Consider the following 19,433-nt stretch of genomic DNA (forward strand, 5'->3'; position numbering starts at 1 on the left):
AGTGAAACTGGCTCGCGGTCCCCGGGATTCGTCGGCGCCCTTGTAGGATCAGCCCGTGGTCGACCCCTCCGCCAAGAACGCCATGAGCTTGCGCGAACGGAAGAAGCAACGCACGCGCCGCATGCTGATCGACGCGGCGGTCGACCTCTGCCTGCGGCAGGGCTACGAGGCAACCACCATCGAGCAGATCGCCTCGGCCGCCGATATCTCGACGCGGACCTTCAGTCGCTACTTCGCCACCAAGGATGCGGTGTTCATCGCCGTCCTCGACGACTTCGCCGACGAGATCGTCGCGGAACTGACCACGCAGCCATGGGATCTGGGTCCGCTGGAGGCCCTGCGAGCTGCGCACGTGGCGGTGTTGGAACGGCTGAGCAAGCGGCCGCTGGAGCGAATGTCCGCCGAACGTTTCGCGATGATGATGCGGATCGTCTACTCCCACGACACGCTGCGCCAGGCGGCCATCGACTACCGCAGCCCGGCCACGATGGAACTCCTGGCCGCGCACATGGGCGTCCCCGTCGACGACGGCAGGTTGAATCTGGCCATCGCCCTGTTTTCGACGACCATCGTCAACGCATGCAGCGACCTGATCGCCGAACCCGGCGTCCGCCCGCGGCCCGAAGCCGTCATGGATCGGCTCGACGACGCCCTCGGCCAGGTGGCTGACTTCACGGCCAAACTGAACGTGCGCTGACGCCCAGGCGCTACGACTTGCGCATTCGGGCGCCCGCCACGGCGATGGCGACGCCGACGAGCGCGATGATCGGGCCGAGAACCGACCACATGGTGGTGTTGCTCATCGGGCTTCCGCCGACCGCGCCGAACCCTTGCAGCGCGAACAACAGGCCGAACAACGCAACGATGACACCCAGCACCACGACGGCGATCCGCATGACTCGACAGTAACCGCATGCACGGCAATGCCTGATGCGCGGCGCCTCGCGCTGCCATGATGATCGATGGCTCAGTCATCCGCAGGAGTGCCCGTGCCACGTCGACTCGGCCACGACGATCACGTCATCGAGTTGGCGGACGGGCGGGCGATGGGCTTTGCACAGTACGGCCGGCCGGATGGACGGGTCGTCGTCAACGCGCACGGTGGCATGGCCTGCCGCCTCGACGTCGCGGCCGCCGCAACGACTGCCGACGAATGCGGGATTCGATTGATCTCACCGGATCGGCCTGGCATCGGGCTGTCCGATCCGCGGCCGAACCGCACGCTCTCGGACTGGGCGCACGACGCCGGTGAGTTGATGGACCAGCTGGGCGTCGAGGAGTTCGCGGTGATGGGATGGTCGATGGGCGGGCAGTACGCCGCCGCACTCGGTCACGTCTGGCCGTCGCGCGTGACGCGTGTGGCGATCATCGCCGGCGCCTTGCCGCTGACCGATCCGCTGGCCTTCGATCGGCTTCCGTCGATGGATCGCGTCTTCACCCGGCTGTCGCAACGTGTTCCGTGGCTCGCTCGGCAGATCTTCCGAACGATGGGGTTCGCCGCCCGGTCCGCACCAAACCTGTACGGCCGCTTGGCCGCCCGCGATCTCGGCGACGCCGACGGCGCGGTGCTGCGCGATGAAGGCCTCGACACGTTCGCAGCGATGTCGCGGGAAGCGCTTCGGCGCCCCGCGGGCGTCGTCGAGGAATACCGGGCGTGGATGCGGCCGTGGGGTTTCGCCCCCGCCGATCTTCGGGTTCCGGTCGACGTCTGGGCAGGAACCGAAGACCAACTGGTCGACGCCTCGTGGCCCGCCAAACTCGCGGGGCAGATCCCCGGTGCGACGTTGAACCTGCGTAGTGGCGGGCACTTCATGGCACACCTGTACTACCGCGAGATCTTCGAGACCCTGATTCCGCGAGATTGAACTCACGCAACCAGCTACTCGAACTTCTTTTCGCTGGCTCCAATCTCGCGGGTCGCCATCGTCTCCCACACCTCGTCGACTGGGGCAGCCCAGTCCCGCCGCAAGACCTCCCTGTGAGGTGGCTGAATCTGGTATGACTAAGCCCGACGCGACGTCGTAGGGAGGAGTTCCGCCGAAGTGCCCAACTGGCGTGGACACGACGCCGTGAGCGCTCCCACCAGCGAGCCCGTCGATCCGACCGAGCAGCCGCGGCGTACCGGCCTGGCGAAGTGGATCCGCCGGTTGGCGGTCCCGATCATCATCGGTTGGATCCTGCTCGTCGCGCTGCTGAACGTCACCGTCCCACAGCTCGAAGTGGTCGGTCAGATGCGGTCGGTCTCGATGAGCCCGAATGAAGCGCCGTCCGTCATCGCGATGAAGCGCGTCGGCACGGTCTTCGAAGAGTTCAAGTCCGACAGCTCGGCCATGATCGTGCTGGAGGGCGAGCAACCGCTCGGCGACGACGCGCATCGCTTTTACGACGAGCTCGTCGACCGGCTCGAGGCCGACACGAAGTACGTCGAGCACGTCCAGGACTTCTGGGGCGATCCGCTGACTGAAGCCGGCGCGCAGAGCGACGACGGCAAGGCGACGTACGTCCAGGTGTACTTGGCCGGCAATCAGGGTGAAGCCCTGGCCAACGAGTCGGTGGCGGCCCTGCAGGAGCTGGTCGCCGGCCTTCCTCCCCCACCGGGGGTCAAGGTCTTCGTCACGGGCGGGTCGGCGCTGGCGGCCGACCAGCAGATCGCAGGCGATCGCAGCGTCCAGATCATCGAGCTGGCGACGTTCGCCGTCATCATCACGATGCTGCTGCTCGTCTACCGGTCGATCGTCACCGTCGTCATCGTGCTGCTCATGGTGTTCCTCGGCCTGTCGGCGTCGCGCGGCGCGGTGGCGTTCCTCGGCTACCACGAACTCATCGGGCTCTCCACCTTTGCGACGAACCTTCTGGTCACGCTCGCCATCGCCGCCGCCACCGACTACGCGATCTTCCTCGTGGGGCGCTACCAGGAAGCCCGCACCGTAGGCGAGGACCGCGAGTCGGCGTTCTACACGATGTTCCACGGCACCGCCCACGTGGTGCTGGGCTCGGGGATGACGATCGCCGGTGCGACGTACTGTCTTTCGTTCACCCGGCTGCCGTACTTCCAGTCCCTGGGCGTCCCGCTGGCAGTCGGCATGACGGTGGCGGTGTTGGTGGCCCTGACGTTGGGGCCCGCGGTGATCACGGTCGCCAGCCGATTCGGGTTGCTGGAACCCAAGCGCGCCATGCGAATCCGCGGCTGGCGGCGGTTGGGCGCCGCGGTGGTGCGGTGGCCCGGCGCGGTGCTGGTGGCGACGATCGCACTGTCTCTCGTCGGGTTGGTCACCCTGCCCGGCTACTCACCCAATTACAACGACCGCAACTACCTTCCCGCCGACCTGCCCGCGAACGCGGGATATGCAGCGGCCGAACGCCATTTCTCCGTCGCCAGGATGAACCCGGAACTGCTCCTCATCGAAGGCGACCGCGACCTCCGCAACGCGGCGGACTTCCTGGTCATCGACAAGATCGCCAAGGCCGTCTTCCGGGTGCCCGGCATCGGAAGCGTCCAGGCGATCACGCGTCCGGGTGGCAAACCGATCGAGTTCAGCACGATCCCCGCCCAGATGAGCATGGGCGGCGTCAACCAGACCATGAACCGCAAGTACATGCAGGACCGTATGGACGACATGCTGGTGCAGGCCGACGACATGCAGAGCACCATCGACACGATGACCGAGATGATCGCGTTGATGGAGGAGATGAGCGCGACGACGCACAGCATGGTCGGCAGGACCCGGAACATGGCCGTAGACATCGCCGAATTACGGGACCACATCTCAGATTTCGACGACTTCTTCCGCCCGATTCGGAACTACTTCTACTGGGAACCGCACTGCTACGACATCCCGGTGTGCTGGTCGATGCGGTCGATCTTCGACACGCTCGACGGCATCGACACCATGACCGACGACTTCCAGGACATCGTCCCGGACCTGGTGCGGCTCGATGCGTTGATGCCACAGATGGTGGCCTTGATGCCGGAGACCGTCGAGACGATGAAGTCGATGCGGACGATGATGCTGACCATGCATGCCACGCAGGCCGGCATGCAGGATCAGATGGCCGCGATGGACGAGAACTCGACGGCCATGGGCGAGGCGTTCAACGACGCCCTCAACGACGACACGTTCTATCTGCCACCCGAGATCTTCGACAACGCCGAGTTCAAACGCGGGATGGACAGCTTCATCTCACCGAACGGACATGCGGTGCGGTTCATCATCTCTCACGAAGGCGATCCCCTGACCGCCGAGGGCATCGAGCGCATCGACGCGATCAAGCAAGCCGCGAAGGAAGCCATCAAGGGCACGCCTCTGGAAGGTTCGAAGATCTACGTCGGCGGTACCGCCTCGGTCTTCAAGGACATGCAGGAAGGCAACAACTACGACCTGCTGATCGCGGGCATATCGGCGCTGTCGCTGATCTTCATCATCATGTTGCTCATCACCCGCAGCGTGGTCGCGGCGGCCGTCATCGTCGGCACGGTGGTGCTCTCGCTCGGCGCGTCCTTCGGCCTGTCGGTTCTGGTGTGGCAGCACATCCTTGGCGTCGACCTGCACTTCATGGTGATGGCGATGGCGGTGATCATCCTGTTGGCCGTCGGTGCGGACTACAACCTGCTGTTGGTGGCACGCCTGAAGGAGGAGATCCACGCCGGGGTCAACACCGGGATCATCCGCGCCATGGGCGGCACCGGTTCCGTCGTCACCGCTGCGGGCCTGGTGTTCGCGTTGACCATGATGTCGATGGTGGTCAGCGAACTGACCGTGGTCGCCCAGGTGGGTTCCACGATCGGTCTCGGTCTTCTCTTCGACACGTTGGTGATTCGCGCGTTCATGACACCGTCGGTCGCGGCGCTGCTCGGCCGCTGGTTCTGGTGGCCGCAGGTGGTCAGGAACCGGCCGTACCCGGCGGCGTGGCCGAAACCGGTGGCCCCAAGTCAGGGAGCGACGTCGACGTAGACGGGCGTGTAGACGATCCTCTGCATGGTGTCACCGCCACCGGCGGGCACCGTCTCCGTAACGGCCGGCCCTGGGCGGATGGACGTCACGTGGCATGACGACAGCGGCTCCGTGCCGACCTTGTTCAGAATGACCCGATACCCATTGGCTTGCAGCTCTTGAATCGTGGTGATCGCGTTCACCGCGCCAGTCGGGGCTGCCACGGCGAGCGGCGCAGCAGCCAGGGTGACTGCGGTGAGCCCAATCCCCGCGGCGCATCGCAGTAGTGCTGGGAAGGGCACGCGGGACCTGGCTATCGCTTCGTTGAATCGGCGCATTTCGAATTGCCTCACTAGTTGAATTGGTTGTGACGTTGGGAAACACGGAAGGTCCGAGCCACCGAGAAGGCGCACAGTACGACCGTCAACGCTTCCGCGAGCACACTCAGGGCTGCCTGCGGCGCGGGTTCCCAGCCACGTTCGACGAATCCGAAGATTCCCATGGTGCGCGACAACGCGAAGGCCACCAACGAACCCGCAGCAGTCAGGCCCGCCACCGTCTGCAGCCAACGCGGCCCGCCAACGCCGATCAGGATGGCCAGCGCCACGAAGACGCTCGCGTGCACCAGAAACGCCGTCCCGATGGCTGATATGTAGCGGTAGCCGTGCACGTAGAGCTGGGCGTGAATGAGCCCGCTGAGGGCCAACGTGACGCTGACTCCGCACCTGATCGCGACCTCGGCGGCCGGGAACCTTCCGATGAGTGTGGTCATCGCAGCGACTGCTCCTTCAACGCGAGCGCGTCGGCGCCCTTGGTATAGTTGACTTCTCGGATGCCGAGGGCGTCGCGCAGTTTGCCGGCGGGCAGTGTGAGGGGCTTCGGTGCGGGGCCGTCGCCAGGACGGGGCAACGGATAGGCGGTGGTGGTGCCGCTGTAGAAGGTGATGTTGCCGTCGGTCTTGGTAAACAGTTGGTGCACATGCCCGTTGAGGCAGGTGACTGACGAGAACCGACGCAGGTAGCTCAGAGCCTTGGCGGCGTCGTCGGTTCCCCACCCCCAGTCCGGGTACATCGCGAACAGCGGTATGTGGCTGAACACCACGATGGGCGTTTCGCTCGGCAGTGGTGCGACGTCCTTCTGGATGAACTCGAGCTGATCAACACCGAGATGACCGAGCTTCTTCAGGTTCAGCGTGTTCACCAAGGCGATGACATGGACTCCCGCGGTGTCGAAGCTGTACCAGCCGTCGCCCCGCGTGCCAGCACCGAACGCCTGCAAGTACTTCTGCCCGCCGTCGTCGATCGAGTCGTGCTCACCGGGCACGGTGAAGACGTGCGGCGTCTTCAAACCGGTCATCATCTGCTTGACCTGATCGAACTGCTCCGGGGTGGCCAGGTGCGTGAGGTCGCCGGTATGAATCACGAAGTCCGGGACGAAGCCCAGATTGTTGATCTGGTCGATCGCGTCGCTGAACGTCTCGGTGACGTTGGCGTTGGCGGTACCCGTGAAACCGATGTGGCTGTCGCTGATTTGGGCGAACCGCAGAGTCGGCCGTGCCGGCTGGGTAGCGACCGCCGAACCGGCCACGTGCGAGATCACTTCTCCGCCCGCCACGGTCAGCACCACGGCCGCGCCGAACCAGGCCGAGTGCCGCATCAGCTGACGCCGCGTCATTCCACTGGGATCAGGTTCGGCGGTCACTTGCCCACCACCACGGTGCCGTGCATGAAGGGGTGAATGGAGCACACGTAGTCGAACGAGCCCGCGTTGGTGAACGTGAACGAATAAGTGCCGCCAGTGCCCATCCCGGGTGAGTGGAACGACCCGTCGTCGGCGACGACGGTGTGCGGTTCCTCATCGCCGTTGGTCCAGGTGACGGTGGCGCCGATCGGAATGCTCAGAGTCGCCGGTGCGAACGCAAAGTTGGTGATGTCGACGGCATTTGGGCCACTCGGTGCCGGTGCGGGGCCAGCCGCCGCCGTGCCGTGGTCGGGTGACGCGGCCGTCATGGCCGGCATTCCGGGCATGGCGGACATCCCCGCCATCCCAGGCGTGGTGCCGCCGTCGGCGTTGAACGTCAACGATGGCGGCGCTGTCGCGCTATCGCCATTGGCTGCACAACCGGCGACCAGAAGCGCAGCCACTAGTACGGAAGCCATTGCGACAGCAGGCTTTCGGTGATGATACGAACACTGTCTAGACAAGGGAGCACCTTCCCGTTCTTGGTTTGCAGGTCCAAAGCTGTGGACCGCTCACCAAGAGATAGGGAGGCGGGTTACACCACCAGCGAGTCAGGCCGGTTCGGTGGGCTCAGCCGGTGCGAATACCTGGATGACGCCGTCGGTCTCGCGCACCTCCAGCTTGGGCAACGGCGCAGGCGAGATGGACAGCTGGTGGGTCAGTACCTGGCCCTCCGGCGAGAACGACGTCGAATGGCACGGGCAGCGCAGCCGGCCATCGGGCTTGTCGAACCACAACCGGCAACCCTGGTGCGTACACACTCCCGACACCGCCTCTGGCCGGCCGTCGACACGTCGGACGAATCCGATCACCGACCCCACCTCGAACGGGCGCATCACACCGTCCTCAGTGACCTCGGCGCTCTTGCCGACGGCCTGCCAGCTGCCGTCGTTCGGGGTGAGTTCACCGCCGGCGACCGTGCGATCGGGTGTCTTGTCGTCCCGGATGACCAGCCTGTCCACCGCCACCGCCGCGACCGCGGCAGCGGCCGCCGCGGACGTCACGGCCACTACCTGGCGACGTGTCGCCGTCGGCAGGCTGCGCACGCCGACCGTCGGTGCGACGTCGCTCTCCCCCATCTGCGCCGCGATCCTGCTCTGCAAATCGGAGAGGAACTCTTGGCGCGGCGCGTCGGCGCCCGTCCGTGCGGCCTGCAGGTCGATGGCGGTGCGGATCTGGTCGGCCTCGAAGTCGTCTGGTTCGAACGACTTCGGCCGTCGACCGGCCAAGAGGTCGTCAATGTAGCGGCGCATTCCACGCGCGTTCATCGCTCGCCCTCCTTGTCGACCTGAGCTGCCAAGCGTAAGGCCCGATGCTGCAGCACTTTGGCATTCGCGACGCTGACACCCATTTCCGTAGCTGAGTCCTTGATCGAACGACCGTGCAGGAAGCGCAGTTCGAGGATCCGGCGGAAATTGTCGGGGAGCGCCCGCAGCACCTCGCCCACCCGTTCCGGTGCGGTGCTGATGGCCTGCTCACTGTCGGGAGCGGCCAGCTCCACGTCGTCGATCGTGGTGATCTCCCGGCCGAGCGTCTGACGCCAGTGCGCGGCCAGCACGGTGCGTGCCGTCGCCCGCAGATAAGCGTGAACCTCCGGCATCGACGCGGTGACCCGCAACGGTTTCAGCGCAGCCAGAAACACCTCGGCCGTCAGGTCCTCGGCATCCGCCCGGTTCCCGACGCGCGCGAAGATCGTCCTGTACACCCAGGTCACGTTGTCCTGATAGACCGCATTCCAATCGGCATACCGATCGGGCACCGCCTTGAGGACAGGCGGTGCGTCAGGTTCACGCTCCACCGCCACGAGGTTCATCCGCCTGTTCACATGAAAGTCCGCTCGCCTACATCGTGCGCTCTGACTATCAATAGGGAACCGGGTTACACCCCGAACTCACAGCAACCTCGCAGCAACCTCAGCCGTCAAAGTCGACGCGGACCTCCGGTATGTGTTCGGTCAGCGTCCGAAACCGGCGTTTCGCAATGCGTCGGCCATGGAACCCCCGGGCTGCTTCACCGGTTGGCTGCCAGAGCCCTTGTCGCGATTCGGTTTCCGCCGATCGTCACGGACACGGTCTGGGCCCTTGCGACCGACGTTGCCGGCGCCCTTGCCCTGACCGCGCTGCGGCTTGTCCTCGAGGCGCAGGCTCAAAGCGATCCGCTGCCGGTCCACGTCGACGTCGATGACCTTCACCCGCACGACCTGCCCGGAGTGCACGACCTCGTGCGGGTCGGAGACGAAGCGGTCGGACATCGCGGAGACGTGCACGAGTCCGTCCTGATGCACGCCGACGTCGACGAACGCCCCGAAGGCCGCGACGTTGGTGACGACACCTTCGAGGACCATGCCCACCTTCAGGTCGGCGACCTTTTCGACGCCCGCGGCGAACGTCGCCGTGGTGAACGCCGGCCGGGGATCGCGCCCCGGCTTCTCCAATTCGCCGAGGATGTCGGTCACCGTGGGGATGCCGAACCGGTCGTCGGCGAAGTCGGCGGGGCGAAGCGACCTCAGCGAGCGCTCGTTGCCGATGAGTTCGGTGAGCGTCACGCCCGAGCGGTCCAGGATGCGCCGCACCACCGGGTACGCCTCGGGGTGCACGCCGGACGCGTCGAGGGGGTCGTCACCGCCGGTGATCCGCAGGAAGCCCGCGCATTGTTCGAAAGCCTTGGGGCCCAAACGAGGAACGTCCAACAGTGCCTTGCGCTTGCGGAACGGGCCGGTCTTCTCGCGATGCGCGACGACGGCCTCCGCCAGGGTTTCGGTGATTCCCGAGACCCTGGCGAGCAGCGGCACGGACGCCGTGTTGAGGTCGACGCCCACCGCGTTCACGGCGTCTTCGACGACGGCGTTCAGGCTGCGGGCCAGCGTGCCCGGCGTCACGTCGTGCTGGTACTGCCCGACACCGATCGACTTCGGCTCGATCTTCACGAGTTCGGCCAGCGGATCCTGCAGCCGCCGCGCAATCGACACCGCCCCGCGCAGCGTCACGTCGAGACTCGGCAGCTCGTGCGCCGCGTACGCGGACGCCGAGTACACCGATGCACCGGCCTCGCTCACCATCGCCTTCACGGGCGCCTCGGCGCCGGAGGCTCGGATGTCGGCGATGAGTTCGGCTGCCAGAGCATCGGTTTCGCGCGACGCCGTCCCGTTGCCGATGGCGATCAACTGAACGCCGTGCCGGGCAACCAGCGCCCCGAGGGTCGCCTTGGCGGCATCCCACTGCTGCTGCGGCTGATGCGGGAAGATCGCGCACGTGTCGAGCACCTTGCCGGTGCCGTCGACGACGGCCACCTTGACGCCGGTCCGGAAGCCCGGATCGAGGCCGAGCGTCGTTCGGTTGCCCGCGGGCGCGGCGAGCAGCAGGTCCTTGAGGTTCCTGGCGAACACCGCGACCGCGTCCTCCTCGGCGCGTTGCCGCAGCCGCATGCGGGCGTCGACCGCGGCGGAGACCATCAGCTTGACCCGCCACGCCAGCTTCACGGTGAGCGCGAGCCATGGCGTCGCCGCCGCCGTCGACGTCATGTCGACGCCGAGTGTCTTGGCGACCATGGCCTGGTACACGGCCTCGTCGCCGCCGTCGAGCTTGACGGCGAGGATCTGTTCCTTCTCCCCGCGCATGACGGCGAGCACGCGGTGCGAGGGCATGCTCACCAGCGGCTCGGAGAAGTCGAAGTAGTCGCGGAACTTCTGTGCCGCAGCGCTCTTGCCGACTTCCTCCGATGCGGGCGCCGTCCGCAGCGTCCCGTCGGTCCAGAACTTGTCCCGGACTGCGCCGACGAGTTCGGCGTCCTCTGCCGCGCGCTCGATGAGGATGTGCCGCGCACCGTCGAGCGCGGCGGCGGCCTCGGGGAAGCCCTCGCCGAGGAACTCCGCGGCGGCCTCCTCCGGGACGAGCGTCGGATCGGTGAGGAGGCGATCGGCCAGCGGCTCGAGGCCGGCTTCACGGGCGATCTGCGCCTTGGTCCGCCGCTTCGTCTTGTAGGGCAGATAGATGTCCTCGACGCGCGACTTGGTGTCGGCGGCGAGCAGGGCGTTCCTGAGGTCGTCGGTGAGCTTGCCCTGTTCCTCGATGGAGGCCAGCACGGCGGCGCGACGCTCGTCGAGCTCACGCAGGTAAGTCAGCCGTTCCTCGAGCGTCCGGAGCTGGCCGTCGTCGAGGCTGCCGGTGACCTCTTTGCGGTACCGCGCGATGAACGGAACGGTCGAGCCCTCGTCGAGCAACTTCACTGCGGCGGCCACCTGCGCCTCCCGTACGGCCAGTTCCTCAGCGAGACGGGTGTTTACGGACTTGACGGTCGGGCTTCCAGTCACGCGGTGACCCTACCGAATGCGCCTGACACATCCGCGCAGCCACGGCCGTGGCGAGAAAGGCTCCCAGCGCGGTCCACCCCTCGAACCCGGTCAGGCCGTTCTTGGCCAGCAACACCAGCGCGACGCCCCCGACGCACATCAGCGCGCCGGCAGCGGTCGATCGGGCCCCCGTGGCGCGGGCCGGCGCGTCCCACCACGGCAGCGGGCTGTGCTCGAGCGGTGAGAGCAGCTGGAAGGCCACGGCCATGACGCCCGCGAACACCAGCGCCCGCAGGGCGAGCAGGCCCCAGAAGTTCGGCGCTGTCACGTCGTACGCGTCGAGGCCGACGGCGTGCAGGCAGAACGCGGCGACCGCGATCGCCGGGACGTGCCACAGGTAGAGCGTCATCGCTCCCCCGTTACCGACCGCGACGACGCGCCACACGCGCGGCCTCGCCGCCCACCGCCGGATCGGGCCCGCCGCTGCCACGAACGCGCACGGCATCCAGGTGCAGTGCAGCGCGAGCAGCAGCGTCGGGGGCGACACGTTGGAAATCCGCTCGACGCCCGTGACCACCAGGGCGACCTCGTACGTGCCAGTCACGGCGAGCACCACCTGCGCGGTGAACGCCGCCGCGGCGACGCCGAGCGCCACACGCGGACCGAGCAGCTTGCGTGCGTAGGCGACCCCGATCACGACCGGGATCAGCCAGACGACCACGAAGTTGGCGGACCCCGACGTGGGCGTTCCGACGGCGACGCGAATGCCGTCGAACGCCGCCGAGGCCACCAGGAGGGAGGCGACGACTACTGCCACGCCGCGCCCCGAGCGCAGCCGCGTCAACGCCGGCACGAAGGCCAGCACCACCAGGTACACCCCGAGGAACCACAGCAGCGCGACGCACTCGCGGCCCAGCCCCACCGCGGCCTGCGCTCCGAGGGTCATCCGCACCACCGCCAGGCCGACGACCCATGCCGCGAGGTACCAGAACACCGGCCGGCAGAGCCGCTGTGCGCGGGTGAACAGCCACGTACCCCACGGCGTGCCGCTGCGCCAGCCATAGGCCCCGGCCGCGCCGCCCGCCAGGAAGAACAGCGGCATCACCTGGACGAGCCACGTGACCGGTCTGATCGCGGGAAGCTCGCCGAGCAGGTTGCCGATGTGCAGGCCGTCGGCGTCGATGGTGGCGAGCAGCAGCGCGCAATGCCCGAACATCACCACCACGAGGGCGGCGAGGCGGGCCACGTCGATCGCACGGTCGCGCAGCGGGGCGGTGTCGTCGGCGACCGCGGGTGTACCGGGTCCGGGTTTGGTGAGCGGCATGGGCTCAGCCTGCCGGGCCGCGGGTCGTCGCGGATGAGTAGGACTACGCGTCCAGGACGGCGGGATGGCCTAGATTTCAACCGATGCGTTCCGCACTGGTTCTCTTGGCCGTTCTCGTCAGCGTGCTGGCCGCAGCGCCTGCCGCCGCTGCGCCTCCGCCGATGCCCGACCTGAGTGGTTACACCGTGGTGGCGCCCGAGGCGTTCCTCTCCAATGGCGAGGTCCACTTCCAGACTCCCGACGGGCTGCTGTGCGGCATCCAGCCGAACCGTGGCGCCGCGGGATGCGACGGCCGACTGCCCTCGACGCCCGAGGGCGTCAACGAGATCGTCCTGGCCGCCGACGTCAACGCGCGCGGACTACGTGAAACGGCCAATCCCGGATTCGTGAAGCCGTGGGGTGGCGCCGCCGCGGTGCTGCGCGAAGGCCAGAAGATCGCGTTCGGCGACTTCGAATGTGCGGTGGGCCCCGGGCCGCTCACCGCGTGCACCAAGGGGTCGCCGCCGACGCAGTGGATGGTGGTGTCGCCCAGCCGCACTGCCATCGGTCCCTCGACAGAAGGTCTACCGCAGGGGTTCCCCGATCCCAACGACTTCGTGGTGAGCGACGACACGTACGTCGTCGGCGTCGGCCCGAAGAACCTGTTCCCGGTCTTCACGGTGGACGGCGGCCTGACCTGTTCGATCATCGTCTACAGCGGAGGCGAGGTCGGCTGCAACGGCCCGCTGCCCGGCGTCAGCGGCGGCGAGAACGAGGTCTTCACCCAGATACCGGGGCCCAGTGGAATCCGCCGCACCGACGATCCGAAGTTCAGCACCCCGGCGTACCCCGGGCAGATCCGCCCGCTGCCCGTCGGGCAACGCGTCACCGGCATCGGCTCCACCTGCATGGCCGTCACCGGTGGTGTGGCGTGTTACGGCACTTTCGCCGGCGCTGCGCAGGGCTTCGAAGTGACCCCCGCGGGGACGTCGACGTTCGGTGGGTCAACGCCCCGCTAGGTCTGGTGCTGGCCGTCGATCCGGCATGCTGCCCCGGCCTGTTAATACACGCTGCAACAACCCAATTCAAACCATCGACAGAATCGCCGACACCTACGATGGCAACCATGGACAAGCCGTCCGCCTATCTCCTCGGCTCGCCGCTGAACCACCGCGGATACTGCCAATGCGGATGGTCGGGTAAGCGGCGGTGGCTACGCGGCAGCGCCGTCCTCGACGTCATGGACCACTGCGGGGAATCCGGTCACACCCCTGTGTCGATACCGCCGATCACGCACGGCCGTCTGTCCAGGGCACGGCAGAAGAAGTGACGGCGTCCCACGACCGCGAAGATTGCCCCGAAGCGCGGTACACGCCAGTAAGGTGCTGGTCGTGGGCAGAAACGTGTTAGCCAACGGCCGAGGCCGCTGGTTGGCGTTCGCGGTGTCGATCGCCGTGTCCGCCGGCATGTTCTACGCCCAAAGCACCGACGCCGCCCGCCCCGCCGAGTCGGCAGCAGCAGCGCCCACCAGCCTCCCGAGTTCCGTACCCGCAGGCGCACCCGCCGTGCCCGTGCCCGCGGAGGCGGAGTTGTTGGCCGCGAGCGCTCCGGTCGCGGCGCGCGACTTCCAGTTCGAGCTACCCGCCGGCGTCGCGCCGGAAGGCGGCTTACAGGTCAGGACCATCTGGGTGGCACGGGCCATCAGCGTGATGTTCCCCGAGATCAACACGATCGGCGGATTCCGGCAGGACGCATTGAAGTGGCATCCCAATGGGTTGGCGATCGACGTGATGATCCCGAACTACCACACCGACGAAGGCATCGAACTAGGCAACCAGATCGCCGGATTGGCACTCGCGAACGCGAAACGGTGGGGTGTCATTCACGTCATCTGGAGGCAGGGCTTCTACCCCGGCATCGGCGCACCGAGTTGGACGGCGGATTACGGCAATGAAACCGCCAACCACTACGACCACGTTCACATTGCCACCAGCGGCGGCGGATACCCGACCGGAAACGAAACCTACTACCTGGGATCGATGACCCCGACGCCCAATTGACCGCTGGGCCAAGTGATTATTTCATCGTTGCAAGGTTGTGCCAGAGGCTCTTCAGACTGTCGGTGCCACCGAACAGGGTGGTGAAGTGGGTCGAGTCGATGAGCACGATGTCCCCCGCCCGCTGGCCTCCGGGCGGCATCCAGATCAGCGCGTTGAACTCCGTGTTCCCCGCCTGCGTGAACGGATGCGGCCGGTTCGGGTCGACGCGCTGGCGTCCGAGCACCCGCAACCCGTCACTTTCCGGCGCGGTCAGCTCGTAGTGCGGCAGATGCGGGTGGAAGTTGAACGTCGTGACGTTGTCGAGGAGGCGCGGGGTGTCGAGGTCGCGAATGCCGGTCAGCGGCGCGATTTCCTTGGTGCCCTCGACGACGGCGGGGCGCAGCCCCCAGATGTTGTGCACGGGAACGTCGAGCGCGCGCATCAATGAGCGGGTGTACTGACTGAATCGCTGCTGGCGGGGCACGAGTCGGTCGCCGTGGTGCAAGTACTCGACTTGACGCTGGTCGTAGTCGTCGGTGAAGCCGACATCGTGGTGCGGCGCCAGGAGCAGGCAGGTGCCCTCCCGTTGCAGCCATTCCTTGATCGCCTCGATCTCCTCCGGCGCCGCTTCTTGTTCACCGAGCAGATGGTCGAGGCCGAACACCATCAGTGTGTCGGTGTCGGCGAGCACGCGTTCGTCGATCGGCAGCTTGTATCCGGCTTGGTCGATGCGCTGAAAGACTGCGACCGGGTGCCCGGTGGCCTCCTCGGCCAGTTCCTGGAACGCAAGGGAGGATCGGTGGAATAGTTCCAACGTGCCCGCGATCCCCTGCAGGAAGTTCGCCTCGTCGTACTCCGGCGTTTCGTAGGACGGCCACAAGACATTGCGTACCTCGGTCATGGTGGAGAAGCGATTCTCCATTGAGGCCGGATTCCGTTGCGCCTCCCAGGGATAGCTCCACGTCCAGTAGATGCTGATGCGCCGCCCTCCGGTGTGCTTCCGGGCGGTATGGCTCTGGTTGTACGTGCGTGCGTGCATGGCGATCCTCAATTACCGAGCGTGGCAAGGTGGCGAAGCGCATTCATGCCCGGCAGGAAGAAGTAGGCGCCGCCCCGCAGCGTCGTGAATGCCGGTATCCCCTTGTGCACCTTGCGGATGGGGCGCTTGGGTACGGTGAAATCCAGTGTGCCGTCTTGGCTTCCGCAGATCGGGTCGTGTTCGTTGCCGAGCTCGTGGAATGTCTTGTCGTTGATCCAAACGTTCTGGGCGAACTCGAACTGACGGATCAGATCGGCGCAGATGATGAAGGCGGCGATGCCGCGTTCCACACCGTCGTCGGGCGCATCGTCGGGCAGGGCGGGTCCATAGGTCGCTCCGCGCCGGATCATCCGACGCCGATTCATGTTGTGGGCGGTGTCGCGTGGATTGAGCCTGCGTGCATGGGATCCCAACGGACATGCGTAGCCGAACGGATCCATCTCCTTGTAGTCGAAGTCGTTGCTGCGCATCGGATCCGCACCCAATTCGGGGTCGTCCTTCTCCGGCGCGAGCACCAGCGGCGCGCCACTGCGCCAGCGGCCCATGAACTTGGCGGCCAGCAGTTCCTGCCCCTCCGGGGTGTCGGCGTTCTCGCGCAGGTGGTCGCGGAACGCACCGACGTGCTCCTCGAGCCGCCGGTAGGCCATGTAGCTGCCGTTGCGCGACAAGACCTCTGGCTCGGGCAGATTGGCTACCGGACCGTCTTCGTCCGGATACCCGAGGATGAACTCGCCAGGTTCCAGCGGCGCGCCGGAGCCGGGGGTCGGTTCCTCGCCGGAACCCTTCATCACCGGCTGTGACAATCGATCGCGGAACCCGAAATGGTCGTGGGCGTAGTTGAACGGCGGCGACGCGTTGAGGTCGAGGTAGGACACCGAACGCACGCCGTCGGTGCGGGCGAGCAGCTTGTCGTGCTCTTCGATGGAGCGGGCGTACTGCTCGTCCGTGCGGGAGAACAAGATCGCGATCGCGTGTACGTCGGCACCGCCGAGGCCGCCGACCCAGTGCTCGGGAGCACAGGTCCCCGTGTCACCGAGGATGTCCGCACGGGCGGCCATTCCCTCGCGAAACTCTTCGGGGAAGGTGGCGAGAGATTCCTCGGGCACGCCGAGTGCACGGAGCCCATTCCACGTGAACGCCAACGTGACCCAGCGATCCGAACCGTCCATCGTGGCCTGCGCGTCCGCAGCAGACTGGACCTTGTCGAGCAGCTCGGTCAGCCACGCCCGGCCGCCTGCAGGTGTGTCGAACGAGAGGAACTCGTAGCGCCCCGTGATCGCCGGGGTGCGGGTCAGCAGGATGTGCTGGATGTCGTCGAACTCGAGCATTTACTGCATCTGATCAAGCATGGTCGAGAAGGCCGCCTTCAGCCGCAGTGCCTTCTTGATCTCGTCTGCTGTTACGTACGGGTATTCGCCGTACTCGAGGAAGCTCGGAACGTGGTGCTCCCGAACGAAGTTGATGAACGCATCGGGGTTCTCCTTCCAATCCTCCGGGAAGCCTTCGAGTTGGGTGAAGATGGTCGTGATGCCGGTCGCGCCGAACAGGGCGACGGCGTCTTCGGTGTACTTGTCGAAGTCGGTGTCGAAGATTCCCATGTATTGGAAGTGGAGCCCGGAACCGATGTCGAAGAGATTCCACCGCAAGTAGTGCAACTTGAGCGGTGCGAGCGCTTCCGGACTCGTGGCAATCGTCTCCTCGATCGTCTTGCCGTAGGCCCGGACCGTCTCTTCCCGTCCCTCCTTGACCTTCGCAATGATCGAGAAGCCATAACACGCCGGCGTCCGGGGGAAGACCGGACCGTAACGCCCCCGTTCGAGTTCGAAATAGCCTTCTTTCGGGATGGCCATCGCGGCCGGTTTCGACCAATCTTGATCCGTCATTTTCGCCCCCATCTCGCGCATTCGACATAGCGAACGTAGCACCGCTGCAGGCGTTGCGATCGACAATTGAACGTCGGAAGTCCCATCAAAATCGCTGGTTAGGGCACCTACCCTAATCCCGAAAAGAGCTTGCGTATTCAACTACTCTTGAAACCGAGAATTCCGAACTGCCACCACGCTCATTCGAATCGAATTACGCTTCCTGAATAACGGCTTCGGCGCGTTTTCGGGGAGATTTCGGCGGCGGGCCACCAAATCTGAGAGGGGGGCAGCTGCCGTGCATAGACGCCAGCGCTACCTTGTTTTGGGATTGACACTGACGGCGATTCCCTTGGGCATCGGCACTGCGACACCCGCGTTGGCCGATTGCACGAGCGCCGGTGCCGCCACGGTGTGCGCGCAAGGCACCGTCCGTGGTGGTGGTCCCGATGCACCGTCGGCCGGACCGGCCTATCCGTCCTACTGCGCAGACCCGTGGTACTGCGACGACGGCTGGGATGTCGATGTAATCCTGCCGCCACGCCCCGGCCGCCCGGGCGGCCCCGGCGGAGGTGGCGGAGGTGGCATCGGTCCACGTTGAGCACAATCCCCTATCACCCACGAAACCAAGGAGTCTCCTATGTTCTTCCGTAGCCTCATCGGTGCCGGCGTGATCGCCGGCGCAACGCTCATCGGTACCGCAGCGACCGCCGCCGCCGATCCGCCCGGTTGCACGGCCGCCGACCTCGCAGGCGTCATGTCCGGTGTGAACGCCGGGATGTCGTCCTATCTGTTCACTCATCCGGCCGTCAACGACTTCTTCACCGGCCTCAAGGGCAAGACCAGGGAAGAAATGCGAACGGAGATCACCGCCTACGCGGACGCGAATCCGCAAGTGCGCGACGAGATCGCCGCCGTGCGGCAGCCCGCGTCCGACTTCCGGGACCGGTGCAACGCCCCCGTGCCCGACGGGCCGATGGGCTAGCGGACACATCCGCAGCGGGCCAGTCCCGCCGCCGGCCTACGCGGGGACCGAGGCGTTCTGCTTTTCGAGCCAGAGCCCTGCCGGTGCGCACGGCAGTCCCACGTCGTCGAGCGTGAGGATTCCGGCGGGTGCTGCCGCGACGTTGAGCACGGCGTTGACCCCGGGCATCGCCGTCATGGTGTCCCACTCGTGGTTGCCCCAGTGCTCAGGAGGGATGAAGCGGACGCGGGTCTGGACCTCGGGCTCGCCCTTGATCACGACGTTGTAGTGATCGTCATCGAACACCCAGTCGCCGTTGAGTTTCTTGGTCAGGTACCACGCGACGCGCGATTCAATTACCGTCTGGCCCTTCACCTTTGCGTTCCAGCCTCCCCGGATGGCGGCGATGGTGTCCTTCTCCATGGTGAACCAGCCGAGATCGACTCTCTCCGAGGTCGTTTGGTGATCGATCACGAATTCCATCTCGTCGATCTCCAAGCCCAACGCCACCGCCATGCGTTGGACGGAGTCGGCGAAGGTGTTGAACCCGTACTTCGCCAGTTCGCAGACTTCGGGCGTCGCCTCGGGCAGTCCCATGCCCAGCGCCTGCCACGTTTCCGCCGACTCGTAGACGGCGACGTCCGCCGACTCGATGATCGACACCTGCTGGACGTCGCGGCAGACGGCGGTCATCGCCGTCACCATCGTGTTGATCCAGCCCGGGTTGATGCCGGTGATGTAGAGCGAACTGTCGCCGCGCTGGCATGCAGCGGCGAGCTTCTCCTTCGTCTCGCCTTGGATTCCGCCGACGTTGAGGAACAGGTTGGTGCTGATGACGTCGAGACCGCTTTCGAGCAGGCGGACGACGTGGTCGAGGTCGGCCAAGAACGGCGTGTACAGGACGGTGTCGGCGTCCAAGGCGATGAGCGTGTCGATGTCGGTGGTGGCCAGAACGCCGGTGTCGGGCCTGCCGCACAGTGGTCCGGCATCGGTGCCTGCCTTGTCAGCCGAGTAGGCATAGACGCCGACCAGGTCGAGGCGGGGGTCGTCGAGGATGCCCCGCATGCTGAGCTTGCCGACCTTGCCAGTGGTCCACTGAATGACACGCAGCTTGTTCATCGGGTTCCTTCGGGACGCAGGTCGGGTGGCCGCTTCGGCGCACTTCGACGGGTGGACGCGACAACCCTGCGGGCTGCTCGAGAATGCGCTCGCCTGAACCGAGAATTACATTCTCATTCTGGAGAGTAGGACACCCGTCGTTGGGATT

The 19,433-nt window shown here is 66.1% G+C and carries 20 protein-coding genes and 1 pseudogene; 8 read left to right on the forward strand and 13 right to left on the reverse strand.

All coding sequences use genetic code 11. The annotated features are described in order from the left end of the window. Positions 1-55: 55 nt before the first annotated feature. Positions 56-697 (forward strand): TetR/AcrR family transcriptional regulator, encoded by a 642-nt coding sequence (locus N536_RS38375; protein ID WP_051574466.1) that lies wholly within the window; start codon positions 56-58, stop codon positions 695-697. 10 nt (positions 698-707) lie between these two features. On the opposite strand, the gene N536_RS0113625 is transcribed toward N536_RS38375, so the two are convergent. Then, entirely contained in the window at positions 708-896 is a 189-nt protein-coding gene (locus tag N536_RS0113625; RefSeq protein ID WP_029114110.1) for a hypothetical protein, read from the reverse strand. A 66-nt stretch (positions 897-962) separates the two neighbouring features. Here N536_RS0113625 and N536_RS0113630 point away from each other — a divergent pair, with 66 nt between their 5' ends. Together N536_RS0113630 and N536_RS0113635 are read left to right on the forward strand one after the other, a co-directional pair. Beyond that, complete coding sequence (locus tag N536_RS0113630; protein ID WP_051574467.1) at positions 963-1,865, forward strand: alpha/beta fold hydrolase; 903 nt, start codon at positions 963-965, stop codon at positions 1,863-1,865. Positions 1,866-2,069: 204 nt separating this feature from the next. Next, positions 2,070-4,952, forward strand: a complete 2,883-nt coding sequence (locus N536_RS0113635) for an RND family transporter (protein ID WP_029114112.1) — start codon at positions 2,070-2,072, stop codon at positions 4,950-4,952. On the opposite strand, the gene N536_RS0113640 is transcribed toward N536_RS0113635, so the two are convergent. From N536_RS0113640 to N536_RS38380, 8 genes and pseudogenes are all read right to left on the reverse strand, one after another. Beyond that, positions 4,931-5,233 (reverse strand): hypothetical protein, encoded by a 303-nt coding sequence (locus tag N536_RS0113640; protein WP_155948573.1) that lies wholly within the window; start codon positions 5,231-5,233, stop codon positions 4,931-4,933. The genes N536_RS0113635 and N536_RS0113640 overlap by 22 nt on opposite strands. Before the next feature lie 42 nt (positions 5,234-5,275). Further along, positions 5,276-5,703 (reverse strand): annotated as a pseudogene (locus N536_RS0113645) (hypothetical protein); the annotation flags it as partial. Then, positions 5,700-6,632 (reverse strand): metallophosphoesterase, encoded by a 933-nt coding sequence (locus N536_RS0113650; protein WP_029114115.1) that lies wholly within the window; start codon positions 6,630-6,632, stop codon positions 5,700-5,702. The gene N536_RS0113650 and the pseudogene N536_RS0113645, both read right to left, overlap by 4 nt. Then, entirely contained in the window at positions 6,629-7,090 is a 462-nt protein-coding gene (locus N536_RS0113655) for a cupredoxin family copper-binding protein (protein ID WP_029114116.1), read from the reverse strand. The genes N536_RS0113650 and N536_RS0113655 overlap by 4 nt, the downstream gene beginning before the upstream one ends. Before the next feature lie 132 nt (positions 7,091-7,222). After that, entirely contained in the window at positions 7,223-7,939 is a 717-nt protein-coding gene (locus tag N536_RS0113660) for a Rieske (2Fe-2S) protein (RefSeq protein WP_029114117.1), read from the reverse strand. Then, positions 7,936-8,484, reverse strand: a complete 549-nt coding sequence (locus tag N536_RS0113665) for an RNA polymerase sigma factor (protein WP_155948574.1) — start codon at positions 8,482-8,484, stop codon at positions 7,936-7,938. Before N536_RS0113665 ends, N536_RS0113660 begins: the two co-directional genes overlap by 4 nt. A 141-nt stretch (positions 8,485-8,625) precedes the next feature. Next, complete coding sequence (locus N536_RS0113670) at positions 8,626-10,980, reverse strand: Tex family protein (protein WP_029114119.1); 2,355 nt, start codon at positions 10,978-10,980, stop codon at positions 8,626-8,628. Beyond that, positions 10,934-12,283: an acyltransferase gene (locus tag N536_RS38380; protein ID WP_051574469.1), complete on the reverse strand. Its 1,350-nt coding sequence runs from the start codon at positions 12,281-12,283 to the stop codon at positions 10,934-10,936. Before N536_RS38380 ends, N536_RS0113670 begins: the two co-directional genes overlap by 47 nt. 83 nt (positions 12,284-12,366) lie before the next feature. Between N536_RS38380 and N536_RS40735 the strand changes: the two genes are divergently transcribed. The 3 genes from N536_RS40735 to N536_RS0113690 all read left to right on the forward strand — a co-directional run bounded on the left by N536_RS40735 (position 12,367) and on the right by N536_RS0113690 (position 14,322). Next, positions 12,367-13,281 carry a hypothetical protein gene (locus N536_RS40735; RefSeq protein WP_051574470.1) on the forward strand — a complete coding sequence of 305 codons (915 nt, stop codon included), beginning with the start codon at positions 12,367-12,369 and terminating at the stop codon, positions 13,279-13,281. A 107-nt stretch (positions 13,282-13,388) separates the two neighbouring features. After that, the gene (locus N536_RS0113685; RefSeq protein ID WP_029114121.1) at positions 13,389-13,592 is read left to right on the forward strand and encodes a hypothetical protein; all 204 of its coding nucleotides are present in this window, start codon (positions 13,389-13,391) and stop codon (positions 13,590-13,592) included. A 136-nt stretch (positions 13,593-13,728) separates the two neighbouring features. Continuing rightward, positions 13,729-14,322 (forward strand): glycoside hydrolase, encoded by a 594-nt coding sequence (locus N536_RS0113690; RefSeq protein WP_369798422.1) that lies wholly within the window; start codon positions 13,729-13,731, stop codon positions 14,320-14,322. Between the two features lie 16 nt (positions 14,323-14,338). Here the strand turns inward: N536_RS0113690 and N536_RS0113695 are convergent, their stop codons facing one another. From N536_RS0113695 to N536_RS0113705, 3 genes are read right to left on the reverse strand one after another with little or no spacing between them, the layout of a single operon-like run. Continuing rightward, complete coding sequence (locus N536_RS0113695) at positions 14,339-15,340, reverse strand: hypothetical protein (protein WP_029114123.1); 1,002 nt, start codon at positions 15,338-15,340, stop codon at positions 14,339-14,341. Between the two features lie 8 nt (positions 15,341-15,348). Further along, positions 15,349-16,668 carry a peroxidase gene (locus tag N536_RS0113700; RefSeq protein ID WP_029114124.1) on the reverse strand — a complete coding sequence of 440 codons (1,320 nt, stop codon included), beginning with the start codon at positions 16,666-16,668 and terminating at the stop codon, positions 15,349-15,351. Next, entirely contained in the window at positions 16,669-17,223 is a 555-nt protein-coding gene (locus N536_RS0113705) for a hypothetical protein (RefSeq protein ID WP_029114125.1), read from the reverse strand. It lies immediately after the preceding gene. Positions 17,224-17,539: 316 nt separating this feature from the next. On the opposite strand from N536_RS0113705, the gene N536_RS41505 reads away from it, so the two are divergent. Both N536_RS41505 and N536_RS0113710 read left to right on the forward strand, forming a co-directional pair. Further along, positions 17,540-17,803, forward strand: coding sequence for a hypothetical protein (locus N536_RS41505; RefSeq protein WP_231514522.1), 264 nt, complete (start codon positions 17,540-17,542; stop codon positions 17,801-17,803). Between the two features lie 39 nt (positions 17,804-17,842). Further along, a complete protein-coding gene (locus tag N536_RS0113710) occupies positions 17,843-18,187 on the forward strand; it encodes a heme-binding protein (protein WP_029114126.1) in 345 nt (114 codons plus the stop codon). 36 nt (positions 18,188-18,223) lie between these two features. Here the strand turns inward: N536_RS0113710 and N536_RS0113715 are convergent, their stop codons facing one another. Continuing rightward, on the reverse strand, positions 18,224-19,285 hold the full coding sequence (locus N536_RS0113715; protein ID WP_029114127.1) for a hypothetical protein: 1,062 nt from the start codon (positions 19,283-19,285) through the stop codon (positions 18,224-18,226). Positions 19,286-19,433 lie beyond the last annotated feature (148 nt).

Origin of the sequence: Mycobacterium sp. URHB0044, assembly GCF_000620625.1 — a bacterium.
Lineage (GTDB): Bacteria > Actinomycetota > Actinomycetes > Mycobacteriales > Mycobacteriaceae > Mycobacterium.